Genomic DNA, 24,584 nt, shown 5'->3' on the forward strand with positions numbered 1-24,584 from the left:
CGCTGGCCCCGCCCACCGGAAGGACCAAGACATGCTGCGATACACCTTGCGGCGATTGCTCAGCGCAATCCCCACGCTGTTCGTGATCGTCACGCTGGCGTTTTTCATGATCCGGATGGCACCCGGCGGGCCGTTCGATCTGGAACGCCCCATCGATCCCCTCATCATGGCGAACCTCAACCGCGCCTTCAACCTCGATGCGCCGCTCTGGTCGCAGTATCTGACCTATCTCGGCAATCTGTTGCAGGGCGATCTCGGGCCAAGTTTTACCCGGCGCGACTTTACCGTGAACGAGCTGTTCCGGGCCGGCCTGCCGGTCTCGGTGCTGCTGGGCGGGCTTGCGCTTCTGGCAGCGGTGGTGCTTGGGGTGATCCTGGGTGCGATGGCCGCGCTGCGCCAGAACAGCACGCTGGATTACGCCATCGTCGCCGTTGCGACCTTTGGCATCACCACGCCCAACTTCGTGGTTGCCCCGCTGCTCAGCCTGTTTTTCGGCGTGATCCTTGGCCTGGTGCCCGCAGGCGGCTGGTCCTCGGCCAACCCGATCTACTGGGTGCTGCCGATCACGACCCTGGCATTGCCGCAGGTCGCCGTGATCGCCCGGCTGGTGCGCGGCGCCACGATCGAGGCGCTGCGATCCAACCATGTGCGCACGGCGCGGGCCTATGGCTTGCCCGCGCGCATCGTCGTGGTGAAACACGCGCTGCGGGCGGCGCTTCTGCCGGCGGTGTCGTATCTCGGGCCGACGGCGGCAGGGCTTCTGACCGGATCCGTGGTGGTGGAAACCATCTTCGGCATCCCGGGCATCGGCCGCTACTTTGTCCAGGGGGCGCTTGGGCGCGACTATACGCTGGTGATGGGAACGGTGGTGGTGATCGCCTGTTTCGTCATCATTTTCAACCTGATCGTCGATCTGCTTTACACGCTGCTCGACCCGCGCGTGCGCTATGACTGAGGGGGCCGAGATGACCGTGACACCCGATCCCGTGACCATCGACGCCCCCGTGGCCGGCCGCTCGCTCTGGCAGGATGCCTGGCTGCGGCTGCGCCGGAACCGCGCCGCCGTTGCCAGCGCCATCGTGCTGCTGGTTCTGGCCGTGATCGGCGTCTTTGGCCCGATGCTGTATCCCCATCCCCATGACCGGGTCTATCCGCAGTTCGTCCGCGTTCCCGCGGGGCTCGAGGCCTGGCCGCGCGCCGATACCGTGCTGCCGAACTTCGAACGTGAACTGAACCGGACCCGGCTTGCCCCCGCCACACCGCCCGAGCTTGACGGCGGCGTGGTCAGCGTGACCCTGACTGCGGACGAGCCGATCGACCCCCGCATCCTGCGCTACTTCGAGCGGTCGGACCTGTTCTTCAATCCACAGCTCGTGCTGTCCGAGGATGGCCGCAGCGGCACGCTCAGCGCGCAGGTGCAGCAGCTGCATTTCATCTTCGGCACCGATGCGCTGGGGCGCGATCTTGCGGCGCGGATCATGATCGGGGTGCGCATCTCGCTTGCGATCGGGCTTCTTGCCTCGGTCATGGCGCTGGTGCTGGGCGTGGCCTATGGCGCCACAGCCGGCTATCTGGGCGGGCGCGTCGACAGCCTGATGATGCGCGTCGTAGATGTGCTTTATTCGTTGCCCTTCATCTTCTTCGTCATCCTGCTTGTGGTGTTCTTCGGGCGGAACATATTCATCATCTTCATCGCGATCGGCGCGACGGAATGGCTGGACATGGCGCGGATCGTGCGAGGGCAGACGCTGTCGCTGAAACGGCAGGAGTTTGTCCAGGCGGCCGAAGCCCTAGGTGCCACGCGGCGGGGCATCCTGCGTCGCCACATCATACCCAACACCCTTGGGCCGGTCGTGGTGTTCGTGACGCTTCTGGTGCCGAAAGCGATCCTGCTGGAAAGCCTTCTGTCCTTCCTTGGCCTCGGGGTGCAGGAACCGCTCACCTCGCTTGGCCTGCTGATCTCGGAAGGGGCCTCGAACATGCGCGGCGCGTCCTGGCTGCTGATCTGGCCGGCGCTGACCCTGACCGCCATCCTGTTTGCGCTGAATTTCCTGGGCGACGGCCTGCGCGACAGTCTTGACCCGAAGGACCGCTAGCATGTCGAACACTCCTGTCCTTGATGTCCGCGACCTGCGCGTGACATTCCAGACCAATGACGGCCCGGTCGAGGCGGTGCGCGGGATCGACCTGCGGGTCATGCCGGGGGAAACCGTGGCAATCGTGGGCGAATCCGGTTCGGGCAAAAGCCAGACGACCATGGCGCTCATGGGGCTTCTGGCGCAGAACGGGCGCACCACCGGCAGCGCCCGCTATAACGGCACCGAACTGATCGGCCTGCCCGACCGTGCGCTCAACCGCATCCGCGGCAACAAGATCACCATGATCTTCCAGGAACCGATGACCTCGCTCGATCCGCTTTACCGGATCGGGGAACAACTGGCCGAGCCGCTGCGCCATCATCGCGGCCTGTCGCGCCGCGCCGCGCGGCCGCGGATCATCGAACTGTTGCAGCTGGTCGGCATCCCCGAGCCCGAGCGACGCATCGACAGCTATCCGCACGAGCTTTCGGGGGGGCAGCGTCAGCGGGTGATGATCGCCATGGCGCTGGCCAATGACCCCGACCTTCTGATTGCGGATGAACCCACGACGGCGCTTGACGTGACGATCCAGGCGCAGATCCTCGAACTTCTGGCCCGGCTGCAGGCACAGCTGGGCATGGCGATCCTGTTCATCACCCACGACCTTGGCATCGTCAAACGCTTCGCCGACAGGGTCTATGTGATGAAGCGCGGCGAGGTGGTCGAGGAAGGCCCGACCGAGCAGGTCTATGCCGCACCCGAACATCCCTATACGCAGATGCTTCTGAACGCCGAGCCCGAGGGCCGCAAGGAGCCGCCGCCCGCCACGGCACCCACGCTGATCGATGCACAGGATCTGGCGGTGACCTTCTCCAGCGGCGGCGGGCTTTTCAGCACGCGGCGCGAGGTGAAGGCCGTCGACCGGATCTCGCTTTCGCTGCGCGAGGGGCAGACGGTCGGGCTGGTGGGCGAATCCGGCTCGGGCAAATCCACGGCCGGTCGGGCGCTGTTGCGGCTGCTGCCCAGCGAGGGGCGGATCACCTATCTGGGCCGAGACATGCCGACCGATCAGGCCGTGCTGCGCCCGTTGCGCCGCGAATTGCAGCTGGTGTTCCAGGACCCGTTCGGAAGCCTGTCACCACGCATGACCGTCGGTGGCATCATCACCGAGGGCTTGCTGATCCACGAACCCGGCCTGTCTGCCCGCGAGCGCGACCGCCGCGCCGGCGCCGCGCTTGAAGAGGTGGGCCTGGATGCCGCGATGCGCAACCGCTACCCGCACGAATTTTCAGGAGGGCAGCGCCAGCGGATTGCGATCGCGCGCACGATGATCCTGCATCCGAAGGTGATCGTGCTGGACGAGCCGACATCAGCGCTTGACCGGTCGGTGCAGAAGCAGATCGTCGACCTGTTGCGCCGGCTGCAGCAGCAGCATGGGCTGTCCTATCTGTTCATCAGCCACGATCTTGCTGTGGTTCGCGCGCTGTCTGACCATATCATCGTGATGAAGCAGGGACGGATCGTCGAGGAAGGTGCGACGGATGCTGTCTTTGACAGCCCCACCCAGCCCTATACGCGCGACCTGATGGCCGCAGCGCTGGACACGCGACGCTTCCGGCCCGATCGGGGCTGACCCAGGTCGCGCGGCGCCTGACGCGTTCAGCTTCCCGGCGCCGCACTGCCCGCACGGCCGCGGATGGGTGCCGGCAGCCATGCGGACCCTCTCATGCCGCAGGATCCGCAGCCCGGGGCGATGGCAGGGCGGTCTGCTGCCCGCTCGGCAGGGACAATCGCCTGCCCGGCTGCGTTTGCCCGTGCATCCCGGCAACACGCCGCGCGCGTTTCGACGCACGCTGACAGCGCCGCTGACAAAACCGGTCTGTCGCTCTCCGCCCCGGTCTTTTGGCCGCACTCCCTCCCCGGGGCCAGGAGGTGTGAAAGGCAGCAGGATCGTGTGCCCGAACGACCAGGGCGCGGACCAGCGGGCGGAACCTCTTCTGCCGCTGATGGTTAGCCTCACGAAGGGGTGACCCAACCGGAACAGGAGCCAAGATGAACGACCGTTATCGCCAGCCTGTATTTCTGATCTCGGTCGCGATCATCCTTGTGCTGGTGGCGATTGGCGCCGCGATGCCGCAGGCTTTTGGCGCCGCCGCCGAAGCGGGGCTTGACTGGGCCACACACAGCTTCGGCTGGTTCTTCCTGCTCTCGATCTTCGGCTTCGTTGCCGTCCTGGTCTTTCTGGCCTTTTCCAAATACGGCGATACCCGCCTGGGCCCCCCCGACAGCGTGCCCGAGTTTTCCTACTATTCCTGGGTGTCGATGCTTCTGGCCGCGGGCTTCGGGATCGGCCTTGTGTTCTATGGCGTCGCCGAGCCGATGAGCCACTACCTTGACCCGCCCCATGCCATGGCTGAACCGGGCACGGCCGAAGCCGCCGAACTGGCGATCCAGTACAGTTTCTTCAACTGGGGTGTCAGCCAATGGGCCGCCTTTTCCATTGTCGGGCTGATCATCGGCTTCTTCCAGTTCCGCAAGGGCAAGCCGGGCCTCGTTTCGGTGGTGCTTGACCCGGTCACGCGCCGGTTCCGCGCCCGGCGGCAGATATCGGGCGCACTCGACATCTTCGCCGTGGTGGCGACGGTCATGGGGGTGGCGACGTCGCTTGGGCTGGGGGTGCTGCAGGTCAATGGCGGGCTGAGCCATCTCTATGGTGTGCCCGAGGGCTTTCTGTGGCAGGTCATCATCCTCGGCATCATGTTCGTGGCCTACATGATCTCGGCCGCGACGGGGCTGGAAAAGGGAATCCGCCTGCTCTCGACCATCAATCTGACGGTGGCACTCGGGCTGATGGTCTTCGTTCTGGTCTTTGGCCCGACGATCGCCATTCTCGACATCTTCGTGCAGGGCATCGGGGACTACCTGCAGTATTTCGTGTTCATGAGCCTGCAGACCGACCCCTACAGCGACAGCGGCTGGGGCTATGGCTGGACCATCTTCTACTGGGCCTGGGTGATCGCCTGGTCGCCCTTCGTCGGCACCTTCGTGGCGCGCATCTCCTACGGTCGCTCGATCCGTGAATTCGTCGTGGGTGTACTGGTGGTTCCGCCGCTGCTGGCCTGCATCTGGATGGGGATCTTCGGCGGTGCCGCGCTGCATCTCGAGGCCGCAGGCAATGCCGGGCTTGCCGCAGCAGTGCAGGACAACATCACCACCTCGCTGTTTCATTTCTTCGAACTGTTCCCCTTCTCGACACTCCTCTCGCTTCTGGGAATGGTCCTCGTGTTCATCTTCCTGATCACTTCGGCGGATTCGGCCTCGTATGTGGTGTCGCAGCTGACCGACAAGGGCAGCATCGCACCGCCATTGGCCAAGCGGTTGATCTGGGGGGCGCTGATGGCCGCGATCTGTCTGACCCTGATCGCCACCGGTGGGCTGGAGGCGCTTCAGGCCGCGGCGATCCTTGCGGCGCTTCCGTTCATCCTGGTGCTTTACGCGATGGTCTGGATGCTGTTCCGGGAACTGGCCGCCGATCGGCAGGAACAGCTGGCGCGGCTCTATGAGGACAATAACCAGACCCCGGTCGGCGCCTCGCTGGAAGAGGCGCGGCAGATGACCGAGGACGACGGAAGCGTCACGACAGAACGCGAAGGCCCGCAGGGCTGACTGGCCGGATCCTTCTGCAGCGCGCGCAGACCGACGCGTCCGGACGCGCCCGACTGGCGGCGAAGCTGCCGCGACAGGTGGCATTCGGCAAATGCGCTGCAGGAGGCTGACCCGGCAGTGTCAGGCACGGGCGCCCGGTCAGCACCGTGGAATTCGGGTCTGCCCGGCGGCGGGCACCCGGCAGCTATCCCAGCCGGCAGCGGGGCAGAAGCGCCTCCACATCCTCGGCCCGGCACAGTTCGGTCGCGGGCGTCATGACGGCGGCGGCGGCGGCGGCAGTGCCGAACAGCAGCGCCTCGGAGCGGGTGGCACCCCGCGCGAGGGCCAGCGCAAACGCCCCGGTAAAGCTGTCACCCGCGCCGACCTTGCTGCCCACGGTGACATGCGGCGGAATGGCATGAAGCCGTTCCCCCGGTCCCGCCAGAACCGAGCCGTTCGCCCCCCGCGCCATGACGACCACCTGGGCCACGCCCTTTTCCACAAGCGACTGCGCAAATCCCAGGGTATCGCGCGGCGCAGACAGCGAGGCACCTGCCAGCGCCTCGGCCTCGGCCTCGTCCATGCGCAGCACCCGCGGCGCGGCGCCCGGCACCGGCGCCTCGACAAGATGGCGCAGCGCGGCCCCCGATGTGTCGGCGATCAGCACGATGTCGCGCGGGGCAAGCCGTGCCGCAAGTCGGGCCGGGAAATCGACGCTCAGGCCCGGCGGCTGGCTGCCGCTGAGAACGAGAATCGAACCCATCGGCATCAGATCGGCCAGTTCGTCGAGAACCGCCGCCTCGCGCGCCATGTCCCATGGGGCGCCGGGCAGGACGAACCGATACTGATCGCCGCTCTCGGCTTCGGTCACCGTCAGGCTCTGGCGCGTATCACCCGGCGCCGGCAGGACCTTGGGCACCAGCCCCTCGGCCCGCAGCATCCGTTCATGCTCGGCCCCTGTCGGGCCGCCAAGTGCGACGACAGCAGTGGCCGCCCCGCCCAGCCGCAGGATCGCACGGGCCACATTGACGCCGCCGCCGCCCGGATCGCTGCGCGGTGGATCAAGGCGCAGCTTGGGTCCGGGCGTGACCGGCACCGGGCAATCCGCCGAGACATCCAGCGCCGGGTTGAGCGTCAGCGTATAGATGGGCCACTGGTCACGCTGCAGGAGGGGCATGGGCTTGTTCCATTCTGGCGGGCCGGGGCCCGGTTTCGCCTATCAACGCATGACCCCGCCATGGGTTCAACCCGGTCCGGTGTCCCCGGAGCCGCTGTCACAGGGCAAGGGCCACGAACAGGACGACCAGGGTCAGGATCAGCGCCGTGCCGCTGAAGCGCCAGCGGATCAGCGCGCGCTCCAGCCGGGCTGCCGCCGCTGCGGCCGGATCAAGCCGCGGCAGCGGGCGTTCAGGCGCGGCCGAACCGGCCAGGCCGCGCAAGAACCGGTCCCGCAGGCGGATGACGAGCCGCTCGCCCCCCACCACGATGTCGCCCTCGGGCAGCGCCGGCGGGCGCAGCCCCAGGCGCAGCGCCACCGCGCCGGCTGCAATCCCCACCGCCGCCGGCCAGAACGCGTCACGCATGATGCCCCAGCGCAGAGGATAATCGGCCGGAAGTCCCGACCAGCCCGCCCACAGAAGCCAGGGCGCGGCCATCGCCGCGAAGACCATTGTCAGCACCGGCAGGATCAGCCGCAGCCCGGGGCGGGTGGCCTCCGTCGTCACCGCGGTGCCGGCGCGCAGACGCAGGAGGAACCAGCCCAGCACCAGGGTCGTCGTGATCGCCGAAAGGGTCAGTGCCAGTTGCGCGCCCTTGCCGAGCGCTGCCTTTCCGACCGATTTGGCAAGCGCCCCGCCGGTCAGAGGAACCCCCGCGACCGACAGCGCCGCCAGCGCCGCAAGCCCCAGCGCGGCAGGCCGCCACCGCGGCCCCGCCGCCGCAACAAGTCCGACCGACAGGAACAGCGCGCCCTTGGCCAGCCCGTGATGCAGCGCGTAGAACGCCGCCGCCGCGCCACCGCCGGCGCCAAGGATCATGATCGTCAGCCCCATCTGGCTGATGGTGGAATAGGCCAGGATCGCCTTCGGATGACGCTGCGTCAGCCCCAGAAGCGCCCCGGCAAATCCGGTGATCCCGCCCAGAACCACCAGCAGCGCGATCGGCGGAAGGAAAAGGATCATGCCAATGATCCCGGCCTTGACGATTGCCCCCGACAGCACTGCCGAGGCCGGCGTCGGCGCGGCAGGATGGGCCAGCGGCAGCCAGACGTGAAGCGGCATGAGACCCGCCTTCACCCCGAAACCCGCGACCAGTAGCGCCAGGGCCAGCGGCGCCTCGGCCAGCACCGGGCGCAGATCGGCAATGGCAAGGCTTCCGGCCCCGGCGATGCCGATCATGAAGCCCAGCAACAGACAGGCCTCGCCCAGCACTGCCAGCACGAGATAGATCCGACCGGCGCGCAAGGCGCGATCATCGCCCTCGGCGACAACCAGGAAATAGGCCGCAAGCGAGACCGCCGCGAAGGCCACGTAGAAGGTGACGACATCGGCCGCAAGAAAGACACCAAGATTGCCGGCAAGCGTCAGGCACCAGAAGCCGGTCAGCACCGCAGGGCGCGCAGTCTTGCGCAGATAGGCTGTCCCATAGACTCCGGCCGCCGTCCAGAGCGCACCCGTCATGGCCAGAAGCAGCGCCCCCTCGCGCCCCGCAGCCAGCACCGTTCCCAGAAGGAGTGCCGGTACGCGCGTCGGCTCGCTCGGCCCCCAGACGACCATCTGCAGCCCCAGCCCAAGTGCAGGCACGGCCGCAAGCGGCAGGAAAGCCAGCGCCCGTTCCCGCAACGGGGGCAGTGCGGCCAGGACCGCCAGCAACAGCGGCCATATCAGGACCAGAAGCGGCGTCACCGGCCCTTCGACGATGGCGGCGACCCCGGTCATGGCAGATACTTCCGCTCGACGATCAGCGTCGCCCAGCCCAGCGGGCTGAAGGGTGCGCCGGCAAGAACACCCACCGCCAGCGCGGCAAAGGCCGTCAGCACCGCCGGCGCGATCAGGCCCAGCGGGCGTTCACCCGGCAGCGTCGGATCTGCGGGCACAACAAACCAGATGCGATACAGCAGCGGCAGGAAGTAAAGCGCGTTCAGCAGCGTCGATCCCGCCAGAACCGCAATCACCCAGGGCGCACCCGATTGCAGGCCACCGATCCCCAGGTAAAGCTTGCTGACAAAGCCGGCCATCGGCGGGATGCCGATCATCCCCAGCGCGCCCAGGCTGAAGGCGACCGAGGTCCAGGGCATCCGGGCGCCAATCCCGTTCAGCTCTTCGATCCGGTTGATGCCGGCGCGCTCCTGATAGATTCCGGCGCAGAAGAACAGGGATATCTTCATCAGCCCCTGGTGCACCAGATGGACCAGACCGCCGATCACCGCATAGGGGCCGGCGAGAGCGGCGCCAAGGATGATGTAGGACACCTGGCTGACCGTCGAAAACGCCAGACGCTTCTTGACCTCGGTCTGCTGCAACGCCCGGATCGACCCCCAGAGGATGGTGACCGAGGCAAGCGCCGCCAGGGGCAGGCCCACGCCGAGCTCCGCCACCAGCGCGATGCCAAAGACATCATAGATCACCCGCACAATGCCGAAGGCCCCGGCCTTGACCACCGCAACCGCATGCAGAAGCGCGCTGACCGGCGCCGGCGCCGCCATCGCGCCGGGCAGCCAGCCATGCAGGGGCACCAGCGCCGCCTTCACCCCCAGCCCGGCAATGAACAGGGCAAAGATTGCCTGCAACTCCCACCGCTCCAGCCCGCCTGTCCCCGCGGGCACGGCGAATTCCACGGGCCCAAGCGCGCTTTCAAGCCACAGGATCGCCACCAGCAGGGCCACGCTTCCCGGCAGCGCATAGCCGAGATAGCTGCGCCCTGCGGCAAGCGAGGCTGCGTTCTGCTTGTGAACGACCAGTGGCCATGTCGAAAGGGTCAGAAGCTCGTAGAAGATGAAGAACGAGATCAGCGTCCCCGACAGGGCGATGCCGGTGGTGGCCGCGACGCAGAGGCTGAAGAAGCCGAAGAACCGCGACAGGTCGGGCTTGTTGCCGAAATAGGCGATCGCATAGATCGTGGTCAGCAGCCACAGCAGCGCCGAAAGCGTCAGGAACAGAAGCGACAACGCATCGGCGCGCAGCAGCAGGTAAAGGCCGGGCGCAAAGTTGAAGCGCGTTTCATAGACCTGCCCGCCCGCCACGGCATTCAGCATGTAGAGGATCAGCCCGAGCTTGAGCAGCGCGCCCCCCAGGTTCAGCCCGTTGCGCAGCAGATGCTGATCGTCGCGCAGGAAGAAGGTCACCAGTGCCGGCACAAGCGAGGTCATCAGGATCAGAAGGGGCAGAAGCGCGCTCATTCCACACCCTCGACGGCGGCCGCGGGCCGGCCGATCTGCACCAGATCGAACGGCGGATTCGAGAAGACGCCCAGAAGGATCGCCATCAGCGCCAGCAGCAGCGGCACGATCTGCCGGCTTCGGGGCACCGGGCGGATATCCTGCGGTGCCGGGGCGCCAAAAGCCTCGGCCAGGGGGCGGTAAAGATAGACCGCCGCCAGCAGCCCGCCCGCCAGCGGACCCAGGGCCCAAAGCGGCGTTCCCGCAGCAAAGGCCGAAGTGACCATCAGATACTTGGCGGTGAACCCGCCCGAGGGCGGCAACCCCATCAGCGACACGGCCGACAGCGCAAAGGCGAAGACAAGCATGGGGGTCGTGCGGACCATGCCGCGCAGCCCTTCGATCCGGTCATGCCCCAGCGCCGCCAGCCACAGGCCGGCGCAGAGAAACATCGCCGCCTTGGCAAAGGCATGGGCCGCGGCATGAAAGACGGTTGCGGTCCAGGCGCCCGCCGCCCAGGGCTGCGCCGCATCCGCGCCCCCCGCCAGCGGAAACACCAGGAACAGATAGCCCAGCTGCGCAACGGTCGAATAGGCGATCAGCAGCTTGAGCCGGTCCTGCCGCAGAGCCATGAGCCCGCCATAGAGGATCGCCGCCGTGCCCAGGGCACCCATCAGCGCCAGAAAGACCGGTTCACCCAGATCCGGCATACCGTCGAACCAGAGCCTCAGAAGGATATAGAACGACGCCTTGGGCACCAGCGCCGACAGCATCGCCGATGCTGCGGCCGGGGCGCCGGAATGGGCCGGCGGAAGCCAGGCGTGGAAGGGAAAGAGCGCGGTCTTGACCAGCAGGCCCGCGGTCATCAGCCCGGCGGCCAGCAGATCGGGCGCCGCCACCACGCGCTGCGGCAGATCCGCAAGATCAAGGCTGCCATGTGCCGCATAGACCAGCGCGGCCCCCAGCAGATACAGAAGCGATCCGATCAGGGCAAAGACCAGGTAGCGCAGCGCAGCCGCGATCGCCTCGGCCTTTCCGTCCAGCGCCACCAGCGAGACGGCCGCAAGGCTGAGCAGTTCGAGGCCCACATAAAGATTGAACAGGTCACGCGAGAGGAAGATCGCGTTCAGCGCCCCCCAAAGCAGCAGCGCCAGCGGCCAGAAGGCGGCGGCAATCCGTCCGGTGCCGCGAAAGGGCGCTGCCACGACCACCGCAAGCATCACCACCGCCGAAAATCCCGCGAAGGCCACTGCAAGTCCGTCCATCTGCAGCGCAATCCCAAGCGGAGGAACCCATCCGCCCAGATCGGTAGCCAGCGGGGCGCGCATCCCGGCAAGAGGGATCAGCAGCAGCGACACCGCCACAGCCACCGATGCCGCCACCGCGCCCCCTGCCGCAGGCCAGAACACGGCGACAAGCGCCCCCAGAAGCGGCAGCGCCGGAAGAAGCGGCACAAACGCGATCACGGCGCATCCTCGGGCAGATGAGCCTGGCCGCTTTCCCGGGCATGGGCAAGGATCAGGGCGACGGCAAGCGCCGTTGCCGCAAGCGCCACCACAATGCCCGTGATGATCAGCGCCTGCGGCACCGGGTCCGCCAGACCTCCGCGCGCGCCGGCCGCCCCGAAATAGAGAAAGATGCCCGATCCGATCACGTTGAAGGCCAGAAGCCGCCGCAGAAGATGCCGGTGCAGGACGAAGCCGAACAGGCCAAGCCCGATCAGCGCCGCTCCGGTCAGGCCGAAGAGCGTGACACTCATGGCTCCTCCTCGGGGGGGCCGGCGACAAGGGCGGCCAGGGTCACGGAAATCGACAAGGTCAGCACCAGTTCGATCAGCAGGATCAAGGGCTTGGCTGCCGCCTCGGGCAGCGCGAGAAAGGCAGCCCCCGGAAACCACGGCTGCAGAACCGCCCCCAGGATCCCGACGGACAGAAACAGCACCGGCCCCAGGATCAGCGCCAGACGCAAACGCCGCGCAAGCACCCTTGGGGCCCGGGCGAGCCCCGCCATCAGGGTCAGGAGCGCGACGGCGGCCAGCACCGTTCCGCCCTGGAAGGCGCCGCCCGGGCGGCTTGTCCCGGCCCAGACAAGATAGATGCCGATCACCAGCCCGGCCGGCGGCAGAATGCGGCCGAAACTTGCCAGCACGCCTTCGGGACGGACATGTTGCCGCAGACCAAGTCGTCCGCCCCAGGCCGCGTCGCGGCCCAGAACCCAGACACCGACCAGCGCCGCCAGAAGCACGATGCTTTCCAGCAGCGTGTCCCAGGCGCGGAAGGCCAGCAGAACGGCGGTGACCGGGTTCTCTGCCCCGGCGCCAGGCCCAAGCGCGCGCACCGTCGCACCGAGCCCCGCAGCTTCAGGCAGGGCGAGAAATCCCCAGCCCAGTGCAAGCGTCACCCCAAGCGCCCCCGCGCCCGCCAGAACCGCACCCGGCGCCGAGCCGCTGCCCGGAACATGCGCCGGCACCCGCGCGAGCGCGCGCAGCAGCAAAAGCCCCGTCAGCCCGGCACCGATCGCCGCCTCGGCCAGGGCCACATCGGTTGCGCCAAGCCTCAGCCAGGCAAGGGCGATGAAAACACCATAGACGATGAAGAACACCATGGCGCGAAACAGATCCCGCCCCGCAATCGCGGCAAGAGCCACAAGAAGGATGGCTGCGCACAGCAGCAGATCGAAGCCAAGGCTCATTTCGGCCCCCGCGTCGCAGCCCGTTTCTCATCCAGCGCGGTGCGCGCCACAAGCTGCGCCGTGGTTCCCGCCGCCACAAGGGCAAGCACCCAGATCAGCGCGAGCTTGCCCAGCGTCATCCAGCTGTCGGCCTGAAAGGCCAGGCCCAGAATCAGAAGCCCCAGCCCCAGATTGTCGGCCTTGGTCAGCGCATGGAGCCGGCTGTGGGTGTCGGGAAAGCGAATAAGCCCGGCCGTGCCGGCGATGAAAAAGATCAGCCCGGCAGCACTGAGAAGGATGGTCACAAGATCAGCCATCCTGCCCCTCCTCCGGGTCGCCGGCCCCGCCCCGGGTCTGCGCCTTGACGAAGCCGACGGCCGCAAAGGCCGCGAGAAGCGCAAGCACCACCGCCACGTCGATCATCGCCCAGCCCGCTGCCGCCGACAACAGCAGGATGATCCCCACCGCCCCGGTGCCCACAAGCTGCGCCGCCATCATCCGGTCGGCCGGGGCAGGCCCTTTCCATACGCGCCAAAGCGCACCGCCCAGCGACAGAAGCAACAGGATCGCCAGGCCGAAATACCAGTCGGTCACGATTCCCCCCCGCCTGTTCCCGAGGCCTCCTGTGCGGCGCCCGCGATCTCGGCCAGCCGCCCCGCCTCAAGCGCGACGGCGCCCTCGATGTCCTGACTGCGGTCCAGCATGTGGATCAGCAGCCGGTCGCCGGCGCTTCCTGCGACAAGCGTGCCGGGCATCAGCGACAGTTCCGCCCCCAGTGCCACGCGTGCGCCGCCCCCCAGCGGCACCCGCACCTTGGCCCAGCCCGGATCAAGCGGCAGGCGCGGATGGAAGGCCCGCTGCGCGACATCGACACCGCCGACGACCGAGCGCCAGAGGAAATGCGGCAAGGCGCGCAGACCGCGCCCCAGCCGTAACGGCGGACCAGCGGGCAAGAGAGCGAAGCTCATCCAGGTGGCGAGGGCTGCAACCGGCACGCCGAAGGCCAGCGCGTCCGGCGCCGCGCCCGCCAGCACCAGCCACAGCGTGGCGAAGGCCGCCAGCCGCCGCAGAACCGCACCAGGCAGGGGAAAGGACGAACGATCAACCATGAGCGGAATAATGAAGCCGGGCGCCGGGTTGGCAAGGCAAATCGGTTGCGACATCTGCGCCCCTGGCCCGGCCTTGCGGAGGGTCTTGCCCATCGGATGGGTGAAATCGCACGCTTGTCCAGATCGCGCACATCAGGCAGCCGCGCGCTTGGGGGGATCGAACCCCCCGGTCCTGTTCACCTCGCGCGGCTTCGACCGCGGGATGATCACCGGCCGCGCCGCGGTGACAGGCAGAGGCGCCGCCGAAACCTTCGGCAGCGCATGGGCGAACGAACTTCTCGCCAGTGCGGTCCGGGTCAGCGGGACCGGATCGCGCGGGCAATCCAGATCAGGATCACGGCCCCGATGAATCCCGCCACAAGGTATCCGATCCAGCCCACGAAGGCGACGCCGAAGATCCCCAGAAGGAAACTCGCGATCGAGGCCCCGACGATGCCCAGAATGATGTTGAGGAAAATGCCGGTATCGCTTTTCATCACGCTTGAGGCCAGCCAACCGGCAAGCCCTCCGATGATGATCGCCGCGATCCAGCCGACTTGCGCGTCCTCCATCGGCCAGCCCTCCGGGTCAGCGCCGGTTGTCGGTCATGGCCGCGCCAATCGCGAGACCCAGGCCGAAACAGACCAGCCCGAAGGTGGTCAGCGCTGTGGCTGCCGTTGCGGGATTGTCGCGCAGGGCGCCGCCCAGCTCATGGGCCTGATGCCGGGCGCGGTCGGCCAGCGCATGGGCACGCTCGGTGGCCTCTTCCCAAAGCTCCGACCCTTCGTGCGAGGCCCGCTCGGCCGCCGAACGGGCCTTTTCGCGCAAGCGCTCGCCTTCGGCCTCGGCCTTCTTGCGGAGCTCCTCGACCTGCTCTTTCGCCTTGTCAGTGTCAGCCATGACAGCCTCCTTGGTGCTTGCTGTGCAGTTGTTCCCAAGTGCAACGCGCAAGCCGCGCGCCGGTTCCGGATCACCCGATCCGGCGGGTCAGGGCCAGCGCCAGCCGGTCCACCGCAAGATGCAGCGCGACGGTAAACCCCGCCAGCACCACCAGTGCCGCAAACATCAGGTCGGTCTGCGCGCGGCCGTTCGCCAGCAGCATCAGATAGCCCAACCCCCGCGATGAACCGACCCATTCGCCTATGACCGCGCCAAAGGGCGCCGCCACGGCCGCAAGCCGCACCCCTGATCCCAGCGCCGGCAGCGCAAGCGGCAATTGCAGCTGCCACAGCCGGCGCATCCGCCCTGCGCCCATCACGCGCGCCAGATCGTCATATCCCTGCGGCATCCGCATCAGCCCGTCATGAAGCGCCGAGGCAACCGGGAAGTAGGTTACCAGCACCACCATCACGACCTTCGAGGCCGGGCCATAGCCCAGCCACAGGGTCAGGATCGGCGCGAGTGCAAAGACAGGAATTGCCTGCGCAAAGACAAGAACCGGGCGCAGCGCCACCCGTGCCAGCGGCGACAGGGCAAGCTGCACGGCGGTGCCACAGCCAAGCACGGTTCCCAGCGCAAGGCCCAGCAGGATCTGGCCATAGGTCGCGACCGCGTTTTCAGCCAGAAGCGCCCGGTTGGCCCAGAGGCTGCGCGCCACCCTCTCGGGCGCGGGCAGGATGAAATGGGGCACGGCCGTCAGCCAGACCAGCACCTGCCACCCCGCAACTGCCAGCAGAAGAACCCCAAGCGCGCGCATCAGGCCCTTCATGTCAGCGCCCGCAGTCGCGCAAGCATCTCCGCCTGGGCCTGCAGCGTCCCGGGCTGCTCCACCGGCCGGACCGGCGGCGTCGCGGGAAGATCAAGTGCCTCCAACCTGCCCCGATGCAGAAGCCAGGCCGCATGGCTCAGACGCGCGGCCTCGAGCGGGTCGTGGGTGACAAGCAACACGGTGCGTCCCTGCAGCAGCCTGCCGGCAAGCTCCTGCATCTCGGCACGGGTGCGGGCATCAAGCGCCGAAAAGGGCTCATCCAGCAGGACGATCGCGCGGTCCTCCATCAGCGTGCGCGCCAAGGCGACGCGCTGTCTCTGACCGCCAGACAGGGCCGCTGGTCGCAGATGGCTGTGCCCGGCAAGCCCGACCTGGGCGATCAAGCGCCGCGCTCGGGTCAGATCGGGCCGCTTGCCCCGCAGCCGGGCGCCCAGCGTCACATTGCCGATGACATCCGCCCAGGGAAGCAGCAGGTCCGACTGCCCCATGAACGCGAGGCGGGGCCCCACTGCCGCACCGTCCCCGGCCGTGATCGCGCCCTCGAACCGCGCACCGGTTTCAAGCCCGGCAAGAACCCGCAGAAGGGTTGTCTTGCCCGCACCCGAAACCCCCAGGAGACTTGTCCAGCACCCCGCCTGCAGCACCAGCCGTAGCGGGCCGAACAGTGGCGCGTTCCCCAGCCAGGCACAGCCTTCGACGGTGATCGCAGGCGGGGGCAGCTTCACGCCCGCGCGCCCCGGAGGCCCATGTCCCAGAAGCCGACCTCGAGCCGGGTCGCGGTATCAAACCGTGCCTGCAAGGCCGCCGCTCGCGGCAGTGCCGCCCAGTCGGGACCAAGGCGATGCACCAGCGCCGCATCGATCAGCGCACCAACTTCGGCGCAAAGGCCCTGATAGTCGGAGCCTCCATAGGTCGCGATCCAGTCCGCATAGGGCCCCCCCGCGCCGGCCCGCGCAAGCCGCGCGCCGATTTCGCCATAGCCCAGAACACAGGGTGCCAGCGCGGCCATAAGATCCAGGAAGTCACCCGAATAGCCCGCCTCAAGGACATAACGCGTATAGGCGAGGTTTTCGGCCGCCTCGGTCGTGGCCTCAAGGGCCGCGCGGGGGATGCCTGCCTCGGCGCAGATGCGGATGTGCATCGGCATTTCGACATGGGCAAGCCCGTGCAGCACGCCACTCGCCGCACGCAGTTCGGCGTCGGTTGCTGCCTTTGCCGCGGCCAGTGCCCAGGCGCGCGAGAAGTGGAACAGAAAGACGTAGTCCTGCCGAAGGTAATGCAGGAAGGACGCCCGGGGCAGCCGCCCCTCTCCGAGTTCGGTGACGAAGGCATGGCCGGTATAGGCCGACCAATCGGGTGCATGGCCCCGCCACCGCGCAAAGGCCGCGCCGTAGTCCACCGGCCCCGTCATGGCGCGTTCACATCGACGGCGAGCTCGGCGACGGACAGCAGATCCGTCACAAGCCCCTGCCCCTGCAGAAAGCCTTCGAACCGCTGATAGCGGCCCGGATCCATCGCCGCCGGGCGGGTGTCGAAGCGCGGCCAGGTGTCCACCCAGGCGCGCGCGTTCAGTTCGGTGCGCAACTCGGGCGCGGTGGCGGCAAAGATCTCCCATGCCGCCTGCGGATGGTTGACGATGTAATGGGTCGCGCGTTCGGTGGCGGCAAGGAAGCGCGCGATACGCTCGTGGTCCAGCCGCTCCGAATGGGCGACGTAGATCAGCTCGTCATAGGCCGGAACGCCCTCTTCCTCGGGATAGAAGCAGCGCCCCTCGACCCCTTCCAGCGCCAGTTGGTTCAGCTCGAAGTTCCGGTAGGCGCCGATCACCGCATCCACCTGCCCCGACATCAGCGCGGGCGAGATCGACCACCCGATGTTGATGGCCTCGACATCCTCCATGCGCAGCCCGTGGCTGGCCAGCATTCCACCCAGCAGCGCCTCCTGCACACCGGCCACCGCATAGCCGACCTTGCGCCCGCGCAGATCGCCGAGGCTTTTGACCGGGCCGTCCGCAAGCACCACAAGGCAGGTCAGCGGCGTTGAAATCAGCGTGCCCACCCGCAGCAGCGGCAGGTCCTGGTGCCGGCTCAGATGCAGCTGAGGCTGATAGGTCACGGCCAGATCGATGCGGCCCGCCGCCACCATGCGCGGCGGATCATTCGGATCCGACGGTGTGATGAGGTCAATGACCAGGCCTTCCGCTTCGAAATAACCCAGTTCACGCGCCAGGATGATCGGGCCGTGATCCGGGTTCACGAACCAGTCAAGCATGAGGCTCAGGCGGTCCTGCGACAGGGCCATCGAGGGAAAAAGCAGAAAAAGGGAAAGAAACGCGCTCCAAAGCTTCATCAGAGGGACCTTCTTGTTGCAAATGTCATGTTGCTCTTGCCCAGGCGGCATCGAAGAACTGCCGTTCCAGCGCGACGGCGCGGGCGAAGGCCTGTGCCACGGCGGCCTGTTCCGCCGGTGCAAGGCCGGGCCAGGCGGCATCAAGCTGCCCGCGCAGGTAGTCAACGACCGCCTCGAACCCCGGACCGCTGTGCAGGGTGATCCAGTCGGCAAAGTAGAACGGCAGATCCGCCGATCCCGGCGCAACGCGGCTGGCCCAATCGAGATAGGACCATTCCGCCACCACCAGAACGGCCAGCATCCGGGCATGCGACCCCGAGGCCGCTGCGTCGCGCATCAGGGCGCGGAAGGCTGTCGTGGGCGCGGCTTCGGGCTGGTCCCGGCCCGCCTCCACCACGCCAAGCGCGTCGAAGCTGCGCTGGAAATAGGTGTTTTCGGGGCCAGTGATGACAGCAAGAAACTGCGCCCCCGGCACGGCATCGGCAAGGCTGGGGGCATGGGCAATCGCCTGGGCCAGAAGCCGCACGAAATCCTCGATGAAGCGGTAATCCTGCACCAGATACCATCGCATCGCATCCAGCGGCAGATCACCGCGCGCCAGCGCCTCAGTGAAGGGGTGGCAGGTGATCGCCTGCCAGTCGGCGGCATGTTTTGCGCGCAGTGCCTCGGTCGGACTCATCGGGGGATCTCCTCGGCCAGGGCGGCCAGAACGATCTCATTGCTCAGCCGGTCCTGAAGCGCCCGGCCCGCGCGCCAGGCGCGCAGCCCCGACTGGCAGCACAGAACCAGCCGCTGCCCAGGTGCCAGGCCCAGCCGGTCCGCATCGATATCTTGCGGGGCGATCCGCAGCGCCCAGGGCACCACAAGCGGGCCTTCCTCGGGCTGGCGCAGATCGACGGCAAGGTCCTCCACACGGATCTGTGACGGGGCCACGAAGCGCAGGCCCGCGGCAGGCTCGGGCGCCGTGTCGAAGCGAAAGCCACTCATACGCCAGGTTGCGGCATCAAAGGTCACCATCTGCCCCAGCGACGAAGGCGCAAGGCCCAGCAGCACCGAAAGCGCCATCTGCGCCTGAACCGCACCGATCACCCCCACGACCGGCCCCAGAACCCCGGCCGAGGCGCAGGTGGCGCCCCGGTCGGGCAGATCCGGAAAGACCGCACGCAGCGATGGCGCGCCCCCGCAGAACCCGCCCGCATAGCCCGAAAGCCCCAAGGCCGAGGCGCTGATCAGCGGCAGCCCCCGATCGCGGCAGGCGTCCGAGGCGACGTAGCTCGCCGCGAAACTGTCGGCGCAGTCCAGCACCAGATCCTGCCCGGACAGCAGCGCATCCGCGCTGGCAGGATCAAGCGCCCGGACCTCGGCGCGCAGCGTGATCTCGGGGTTCAGCGCCGCCAGCGTGGCCTGCGCGGCAACTGCCTTCGGCAGACCCAGATCAGCGGTGCGGAACAGCGTCTGGCGGTGCAGGTTGCTTAGCTCGACCCGGTCGGGATCGACAATGGTGATCGCCCCCACCCCCGCGCCCGCCAGATAGGGCAAAACGGGCGCCCCCAGCCCGCCGGCGCCGACCACCAGAACCCGAGCCGCACGCAGCCGCGCCTGCCCCGAGGGCCCGACTTCGGGCAGCATGGCCTGGCGGGCATAACGGCTCATGCCGCCACCTGCAGCCAGGCGCGCACGCGCGCCTCGGGATCGGGGTGCAGCGTGATGTCGGTCACCGCCGATACCATGTCGGCCCCGGCCTCAAAGGCGCCGGGCGCGCGTTCCACCGTCATGCCGCCGATCGCGCAAAGCGGGATGTCGCCCACAAGGCGCTTCCATTCTCCGACCCGCGCAAGCCCCTGCGGATCCCATTTCATCGCCTTGAGGATCGTCGGATAAACCGGCCCCAACGCCACATAATCCGGCGCATGTGCAAGCGCCCGGTCAAGCTCGGCCGGGTCATGGGTGCTCAGCCCAAGGCGGAGGCCCGCGCGGCGGATCGCGGCCATGTCGGCCTGATCCAGATCCTCCTGCCCCAGATGCAGCCAGTCGGCCCCTTCCTCGATGGCGATCTGCCAGTAATCGTTGATGACAAGCTGCGCGCCATGATGCCGGGCGATGGCAAGACCGCGCCGCACCGCTGCACGGAGTTCGGGTTCGGGGCGGTCCTTGATGCGCAGTTGCACGAAACGGACGCCCAGCGGCAGCATCCGCTCCAGCCATTCCGGGCTGTCGAAGATCGGGTAGAACCGCGCGATCGTCATGTCAGCCAGGCCTTTCCGATGACAGGGGTCGAGGGCGCGGCCATATCACGCGGCTCCATCGGGTCGGCGGCATGGGCAAGGCGCCCGGCCTCGGCTGCAAGGCCGAAGGCCCGCGCCATGGCCACCGGATCGCCCGCCCGCGCCACGGCGGTGTTGAGAAGAACCGCATCATAGCCCAGCTGCATCGCCTCGGCTGCCTGGCTTGGCAGCCCCAGCCCCGCATCGACCACCAGCGCCACATCAGGGAAATGCGCCCGCAGACTGCGCAGCCCGTAGGGATTGTTCAGCCCAAGCCCCGAGCCGATCGGCGCACCCCAGGGCATGAGCACCCGGCAGCCGGCCTCGACCAGACGGTCGGCCAGAACCAGATCCTCGGTTGTGTAGGGAAAGACCTCGAAGCCGTCGTCGCACAGGATGCGCGCGGCCTCGACCAGCCCGAAGGGATCGGGTTGCAGCGTGTCGCTGTGGCCGATCACCTCAAGCTTGATCCAGCGGGTATCGAACAGTTCGCGCGCCATATGGGCCGTGGTCACGGCTTCCTTCGCCGTGTGACAGCCGGCCGTGTTGGGCAGGACCCGCACCCCAAGGTCGCGGATAAGCGCCCAGAAATCCTGCCCTGCCCCGGCTTCGCGCCGCAACGACACGGTTGCGACCGAGGCGCCCGAGTGTCGGAACGCCTCGGCAAGGATGGCGGGTGACGGATATTGCGCCGTGCCCAGCATCAACGGAGATGCCAGCTCGATGCCGTAGAAAGCCCGCATCTCAGCCCCCCTGCATCGGCGACAGGATCTCGATCCGGTCGCCCTCGGACAGCGGCTGATCCACCCGGCCGGCCGCCGGCACGAACTGGCCGTTGACGGCGGTGGCGACCCGGGCCTCGGCCAGATCCAGTTCAACAAGCAGTGCGGCAAGCGTTGTCGCAGACACTGTCTGCGGTGCTCCGTTAACCTCGATCTTCATCCATGACCTCCGGTATGATGTTCTGGGTCAGATAATCGGCCACCATGCCCGCGAGGCTTGGCGCCAAGAGAAAGCCGTGGCGAAACAAGCCGTTGACATGGATCACGGCCCCCCGCCGGCGGATCCGGGGCAGATTGTCGGCAAAGGCCGGGCGAGCATCGACGCCGATTTCAAGCACCTCGGCCTCGGCAAAGGCGGGGTGCAGCGCATAGGCGGCCGACAGAAGCTCCAGCAGTGACCGGGCAGTCACGCGACGACGCTCGCCTGCCTCGATCTGCGTCGCGCCCAGCATGAACACGCCATCCCCACGCGGCACGATGTAAAGCGGGTGGCGCGGATGCAACAGCCGGACGGGGCGGGCCAGCGTGATGTCCGGGCAGCGCAGCACGACCATTTCGCCCTTGACACCGCGCAGATCCGCCAGCACGTCACGCGCGGCAAGGCCCCGGCAGTCGATGATGCGGGGGGCCGGCGGCGCATCGGGGATGATCGTCACACCCCTGGCCTGCAGCTGCGTCGCCAGGGCGGCAAGCGCGGCACGCGGTGCAAGATGCGCTTCGTCCGGAAAGAACAGGGCCCTGCGGGCGCGGCCGGCCAGATCGGGTTCCAGCCGCGCCAGCTCGTCCCCCTCCAGCATCCTGTGGCCGGTGGTCCGACGTTCAAAGCGCGCAAGTTCGGCGCGGTCACGCTCGGGCGCCAGCACCAGCGTTCCCTGCCGCTGCACAAGGCCGGTATGCCGCGCCCACCAGTCCGCGGCCTGCTGACCAAGGCGAACCACGGGTTCTTCCGCGCTCTCGCCTTCGCAAAACGGCGCAAGCATTCCGCCCGCCCACCAGGAACAGGCCTCCGGCCCCGGCCCTGCGCCCGGATCCACGAGATGCGGCACGATCCCGCGCGCGACCAGTTCGGTCGCCACGCAGAGACCCGCAACGCCGGCGCCGAGGATGGTAACCTCAGTCATCGGCCCAGATCCCGTGGAAATGATGCACCGGGCCATGACCGCCGCCCACCTTGAGCCGGTCCGCGGCGGCGATCGCCGCCTGCAACCAGCCATGGGCGCGGCTTACCGCCTGTGCCAGCGGCAGGTTCTGTGCAAGCCCGGCCGCAATGGCGGCCGAAAGGCTGCATCCGGTGCCGTGGGTGTTGCGCGTCTGCTGGCGGGGCGCCGTGAACCGAAGGGTCTGTTCAGGCAGAACCAGAAGATCGGTGCAGTCCGGCGCCTCGGCATGGCCGCCCTTCATCAGCACCGCGTCTGGCCCCAGCGCCAGAAGCGCCCTTCCCTGCACCTCCATATCTTCCAGATCCCTGGCGACGGCACAATCCAGAAGCCGCGCCGCCTCGGGCAGATTGGGGGTCAGGAGGGCAGTGTGCGGCAGCAGATCGCGCAAGGCGGCAATCGCCTCGTCGGGCAGAAGCGTGGCGCCGGATTTGGCGATCATCACCGGATCCAGCACCACGGGGACACTGCGACCGGCAAGGCCCTGCGCTACCGCGCGGATCGCCGCCGGCCCGCCCAGCATCCCCAGCTTGACCGCACCCACCGCGAGGTCGTCGAAAACCGCTGTGATCTGCGCGGAAATCATCGCCGGGCTGGCCGGTTCGACCATGGTCACCGCCCGGGTATTCTGCGCGGTAAGCGCGGTGACGACGCTGGCGCCATAGACGCCGAGCGCCGAAAACGTCTTGAGATCGGCCTGAATTCCGGCGCCACCGCCCGAATCCGAGCCGGCAATCGTCAGGGCTATCGCTGTCATTCCCCTTCCCCAATTCTCCTGACGGATCATGGCAAGGGGGCTTTGGGCCGCAGCGCGCCCTTTGACCGTTCCCTCCGCCGGTATGACCCGGATCAGGTTCGATGGGTTGATGCCTTGCACCTCTCAGCCCTGAAACGGGCACCCCAACGGTTTCACAGGGAACCTAGCGCGGGACGGCGGGGCCACGCAAGGGAATTTGGATCACGACATCCGGATCTCGTTCTGAAAGCCCTGGACCTGCGCGCGCAGCCCGCCAAGCGCCGACAGAACCTGCTCCACACCACCCGTGATGGTCCGCGAAAGCTTCTCGGTTTCGGCGGCGGAATAACTCATCTTCTCGATCATCCGCGCCATCGTTTCGGTGCCGCGCGCCGTTGCGACGGCGTTGTTGCTGATGTCGACCACCGCGCCGCGCTGCACATCGATGCTGTGCGACAGCGCACTTGCCACGTGATCCTGTTCCGAGATCGTCTCGGCGATCCGCCGCAGTGTTTCGGCGGCGGCGGCGGTTTCGGCCTGCATGGCACCGATCTGGCGGCGGATCTCCTCGGTCGCATCCGCCGTGCGGATCGAGAGCTGCTTGACCTCGTAGGCCACGACGGCAAAGCCCTTCCCGGCATCCCCCGCCCGCGCCGCCTCGACCGAGGCATTCAGCGCCAGCAGATTGGTCTGCGAGGCGATGTCGGCGATCAGTTCCACCACGCTGCCGATCCGTTCGCGCGAGGCGCGCAGGCTCTGCACGATCTCGTCTGTGGCGCGCGTCTGCTCGAATGCGGTCGCAGAAATCTCGGTCGCGCGGGCGATCTGCTGCGCAACCGTCTGGACCGCCTCGGAGATCTGGCCGGTTCCGTTCGATACGCTTTGCACGTTCGCCGCCGATTCCTCGGCGGCGCTGGCCGCACCCTGCGCCAGCCGCGCGCTCGCATCGGCCTGTGCCAGCATGCCCCGCGCGGCCCCGGCAAGATCGCCGGCGCTTCCGGCAAGCGATTCGACAATGCCGGCGACCTGATTGTCGAACAACTCGGCGATCCGGGACAGGAACTGGTCCTTCTGCGCCTGGTGAAAGGCCGTGACGGCGATTTCCATGTCAAGCACGAAGCATCGGCTGACAACCTCGCTCAGCCGCTGGGCGCGGGTCAGATCGCCGCGCCCAAAGCGCCGGGTGCACCCTTGCAGAATCAGCCGCTGCACATCGGCGGTGACGGCAGCATATCCTGCCAGATACTGCTTGAGCGGAAGCCCGATGCGGAAATGCACCTTTCCTATCCGTTCCGCCGAACGGACATAGTCTTCGTCGAACCGGCCCGACAGCAACCGACGCCAATGCGCATGCTGTTCGTTGCGGGCGTGCTCCATCATCCCGGGGGTGTGAAAATGCGCCGCCCAGACCGGATTCGCCGCGACCGCCGCGTAGAAACGGCCCAGAACGCCGTCAAGCTCCGGGCCAACCAGGCGCGCAGCTTCGGTCAAGGCACAACGCATGTCCTGCCGGTCCAGCCCGAACCAGTCGAGCCGCTCCGCCATCTCGTTCGTCATTCGTTACTCCGATTAATCATCATGAAGGTGGTTTTCGCAACAATCACGACGGGCCTTAAGGCCCGGTTAAGACGCGTGGGGAATGTCGCGCCTCCCGGCCACCGGAATTAGCCAATGCTTAACGGCTTTGCCGTAGCACCCAGGATAGGGGCGCCCCCCCCGGGACGGTTTGCGC

General features: G+C 67.6%; 27 protein-coding genes and 1 riboswitch. Of the genes, 4 read left to right on the forward strand and 23 right to left on the reverse strand.

What is annotated here, in order from left to right:
- The first annotated feature begins 31 nt into the window (after positions 1-31).
- From ACFQXB_RS10970 to ACFQXB_RS10985, 4 genes are all read left to right on the forward strand, one after another.
- Positions 32-955 carry an ABC transporter permease subunit gene (locus tag ACFQXB_RS10970; RefSeq protein ID WP_377403314.1) on the forward strand — a complete coding sequence of 308 codons (924 nt, stop codon included), beginning with the start codon at positions 32-34 and terminating at the stop codon, positions 953-955.
- A gap of 10 nt (positions 956-965) precedes the next feature.
- Positions 966-2,096: an ABC transporter permease gene (locus ACFQXB_RS10975; RefSeq protein WP_377403316.1), complete on the forward strand. Its 1,131-nt coding sequence runs from the start codon at positions 966-968 to the stop codon at positions 2,094-2,096.
- Position 2,097: 1 nt separating this feature from the next.
- Positions 2,098-3,711 carry an ABC transporter ATP-binding protein gene (locus ACFQXB_RS10980; RefSeq protein WP_377403318.1) on the forward strand — a complete coding sequence of 538 codons (1,614 nt, stop codon included), beginning with the start codon at positions 2,098-2,100 and terminating at the stop codon, positions 3,709-3,711.
- A gap of 419 nt (positions 3,712-4,130) precedes the next feature.
- Positions 4,131-5,744 carry a BCCT family transporter gene (locus tag ACFQXB_RS10985; protein WP_377403320.1) on the forward strand — a complete coding sequence of 538 codons (1,614 nt, stop codon included), beginning with the start codon at positions 4,131-4,133 and terminating at the stop codon, positions 5,742-5,744.
- 184 nt (positions 5,745-5,928) lie between these two features.
- Here the strand turns inward: ACFQXB_RS10985 and ACFQXB_RS10990 are convergent, their stop codons facing one another.
- The 23 genes from ACFQXB_RS10990 to ACFQXB_RS11100 all read right to left on the reverse strand — a co-directional run bounded on the left by ACFQXB_RS10990 (position 5,929) and on the right by ACFQXB_RS11100 (position 24,409).
- Positions 5,929-6,900: a 1-phosphofructokinase family hexose kinase gene (locus ACFQXB_RS10990; RefSeq protein ID WP_377403322.1), complete on the reverse strand. Its 972-nt coding sequence runs from the start codon at positions 6,898-6,900 to the stop codon at positions 5,929-5,931.
- 97 nt (positions 6,901-6,997) lie between these two features.
- A complete protein-coding gene (locus ACFQXB_RS10995; RefSeq protein ID WP_377403324.1) occupies positions 6,998-8,659 on the reverse strand; it encodes a complex I subunit 5 family protein in 1,662 nt (553 codons plus the stop codon).
- A complete protein-coding gene (locus tag ACFQXB_RS11000; protein ID WP_377403326.1) occupies positions 8,656-10,119 on the reverse strand; it encodes a proton-conducting transporter transmembrane domain-containing protein in 1,464 nt (487 codons plus the stop codon). The genes ACFQXB_RS10995 and ACFQXB_RS11000 overlap by 4 nt, the downstream gene beginning before the upstream one ends.
- Positions 10,116-11,564: a complex I subunit 5 family protein gene (locus ACFQXB_RS11005; protein WP_377403328.1), complete on the reverse strand. Its 1,449-nt coding sequence runs from the start codon at positions 11,562-11,564 to the stop codon at positions 10,116-10,118. Before ACFQXB_RS11005 ends, ACFQXB_RS11000 begins: the two co-directional genes overlap by 4 nt.
- Entirely contained in the window at positions 11,561-11,857 is a 297-nt protein-coding gene (locus ACFQXB_RS11010) for an NADH-quinone oxidoreductase subunit K (protein WP_377403330.1), read from the reverse strand. Before ACFQXB_RS11010 ends, ACFQXB_RS11005 begins: the two co-directional genes overlap by 4 nt.
- The gene (locus tag ACFQXB_RS11015) at positions 11,854-12,789 is read right to left on the reverse strand and encodes a hydrogenase subunit MbhD domain-containing protein (RefSeq protein ID WP_377403332.1); all 936 of its coding nucleotides are present in this window, start codon (positions 12,787-12,789) and stop codon (positions 11,854-11,856) included. Before ACFQXB_RS11015 ends, ACFQXB_RS11010 begins: the two co-directional genes overlap by 4 nt.
- Positions 12,786-13,085 carry a cation:proton antiporter gene (locus ACFQXB_RS11020; protein ID WP_377403334.1) on the reverse strand — a complete coding sequence of 100 codons (300 nt, stop codon included), beginning with the start codon at positions 13,083-13,085 and terminating at the stop codon, positions 12,786-12,788. The genes ACFQXB_RS11015 and ACFQXB_RS11020 overlap by 4 nt, the downstream gene beginning before the upstream one ends.
- Positions 13,078-13,362, reverse strand: a complete 285-nt coding sequence (locus ACFQXB_RS11025; protein ID WP_377403336.1) for a monovalent cation/H+ antiporter complex subunit F — start codon at positions 13,360-13,362, stop codon at positions 13,078-13,080. The genes ACFQXB_RS11020 and ACFQXB_RS11025 overlap by 8 nt, the downstream gene beginning before the upstream one ends.
- Positions 13,359-13,931, reverse strand: a complete 573-nt coding sequence (locus ACFQXB_RS11030) for a Na+/H+ antiporter subunit E (protein ID WP_377403338.1) — start codon at positions 13,929-13,931, stop codon at positions 13,359-13,361. The genes ACFQXB_RS11025 and ACFQXB_RS11030 overlap by 4 nt, the downstream gene beginning before the upstream one ends.
- A gap of 242 nt (positions 13,932-14,173) precedes the next feature.
- On the reverse strand, positions 14,174-14,428 hold the full coding sequence (locus ACFQXB_RS11035) for a GlsB/YeaQ/YmgE family stress response membrane protein (protein ID WP_377403340.1): 255 nt from the start codon (positions 14,426-14,428) through the stop codon (positions 14,174-14,176).
- Between the two features lie 16 nt (positions 14,429-14,444).
- On the reverse strand, positions 14,445-14,756 hold the full coding sequence (locus tag ACFQXB_RS11040; protein ID WP_377403341.1) for a hypothetical protein: 312 nt from the start codon (positions 14,754-14,756) through the stop codon (positions 14,445-14,447).
- A gap of 70 nt (positions 14,757-14,826) precedes the next feature.
- Positions 14,827-15,564 carry an ABC transporter permease gene (locus ACFQXB_RS11045; RefSeq protein ID WP_377403343.1) on the reverse strand — a complete coding sequence of 246 codons (738 nt, stop codon included), beginning with the start codon at positions 15,562-15,564 and terminating at the stop codon, positions 14,827-14,829.
- Positions 15,561-16,289, reverse strand: a complete 729-nt coding sequence (locus ACFQXB_RS11050; protein WP_377403345.1) for an ABC transporter ATP-binding protein — start codon at positions 16,287-16,289, stop codon at positions 15,561-15,563. Before ACFQXB_RS11050 ends, ACFQXB_RS11045 begins: the two co-directional genes overlap by 4 nt.
- Positions 16,286-16,975 (reverse strand): TenA family protein, encoded by a 690-nt coding sequence (locus ACFQXB_RS11055; protein WP_377403347.1) that lies wholly within the window; start codon positions 16,973-16,975, stop codon positions 16,286-16,288. The genes ACFQXB_RS11050 and ACFQXB_RS11055 overlap by 4 nt, the downstream gene beginning before the upstream one ends.
- Entirely contained in the window at positions 16,972-17,913 is a 942-nt protein-coding gene (locus ACFQXB_RS11060; RefSeq protein ID WP_377403349.1) for an ABC transporter substrate-binding protein, read from the reverse strand. Before ACFQXB_RS11060 ends, ACFQXB_RS11055 begins: the two co-directional genes overlap by 4 nt.
- A 25-nt stretch (positions 17,914-17,938) precedes the next feature.
- Complete coding sequence (locus tag ACFQXB_RS11065; RefSeq protein ID WP_377403351.1) at positions 17,939-18,592, reverse strand: TenA family protein; 654 nt, start codon at positions 18,590-18,592, stop codon at positions 17,939-17,941.
- A complete protein-coding gene (locus tag ACFQXB_RS11070) occupies positions 18,589-19,566 on the reverse strand; it encodes a ThiF family adenylyltransferase (protein WP_377403353.1) in 978 nt (325 codons plus the stop codon). The genes ACFQXB_RS11065 and ACFQXB_RS11070 overlap by 4 nt, the downstream gene beginning before the upstream one ends.
- A complete protein-coding gene (locus ACFQXB_RS11075; RefSeq protein ID WP_377403355.1) occupies positions 19,563-20,159 on the reverse strand; it encodes a thiamine phosphate synthase in 597 nt (198 codons plus the stop codon). The genes ACFQXB_RS11070 and ACFQXB_RS11075 overlap by 4 nt, the downstream gene beginning before the upstream one ends.
- Positions 20,156-20,920, reverse strand: coding sequence for a thiazole synthase (locus ACFQXB_RS11080; RefSeq protein ID WP_377403357.1), 765 nt, complete (start codon positions 20,918-20,920; stop codon positions 20,156-20,158). Before ACFQXB_RS11080 ends, ACFQXB_RS11075 begins: the two co-directional genes overlap by 4 nt.
- Before the next feature lies 1 nt (position 20,921).
- Entirely contained in the window at positions 20,922-21,119 is a 198-nt protein-coding gene (thiS, locus tag ACFQXB_RS11085) for a sulfur carrier protein ThiS (protein ID WP_377403359.1), read from the reverse strand.
- Entirely contained in the window at positions 21,103-22,080 is a 978-nt protein-coding gene (locus ACFQXB_RS11090; RefSeq protein ID WP_377403361.1) for an FAD-dependent oxidoreductase, read from the reverse strand. Before ACFQXB_RS11090 ends, thiS begins: the two co-directional genes overlap by 17 nt.
- A complete protein-coding gene (thiD, locus tag ACFQXB_RS11095) occupies positions 22,073-22,873 on the reverse strand; it encodes a bifunctional hydroxymethylpyrimidine kinase/phosphomethylpyrimidine kinase (protein WP_377403363.1) in 801 nt (266 codons plus the stop codon). Before thiD ends, ACFQXB_RS11090 begins: the two co-directional genes overlap by 8 nt.
- A 52-nt stretch (positions 22,874-22,925) precedes the next feature.
- Positions 22,926-23,029, reverse strand: a riboswitch (TPP riboswitch).
- Between the two features lie 45 nt (positions 23,030-23,074).
- Positions 23,075-24,409 (reverse strand): protoglobin domain-containing protein, encoded by a 1,335-nt coding sequence (locus ACFQXB_RS11100; protein ID WP_377403365.1) that lies wholly within the window; start codon positions 24,407-24,409, stop codon positions 23,075-23,077.
- Between the last annotated feature and the right edge of the window lie 175 nt (positions 24,410-24,584).

The sequence above is a fragment of the Halodurantibacterium daqingense genome, assembly GCF_042666235.1.
GTDB classification, from domain to species: Bacteria; Pseudomonadota; Alphaproteobacteria; order Rhodobacterales; family Rhodobacteraceae; genus Halodurantibacterium; species Halodurantibacterium daqingensis.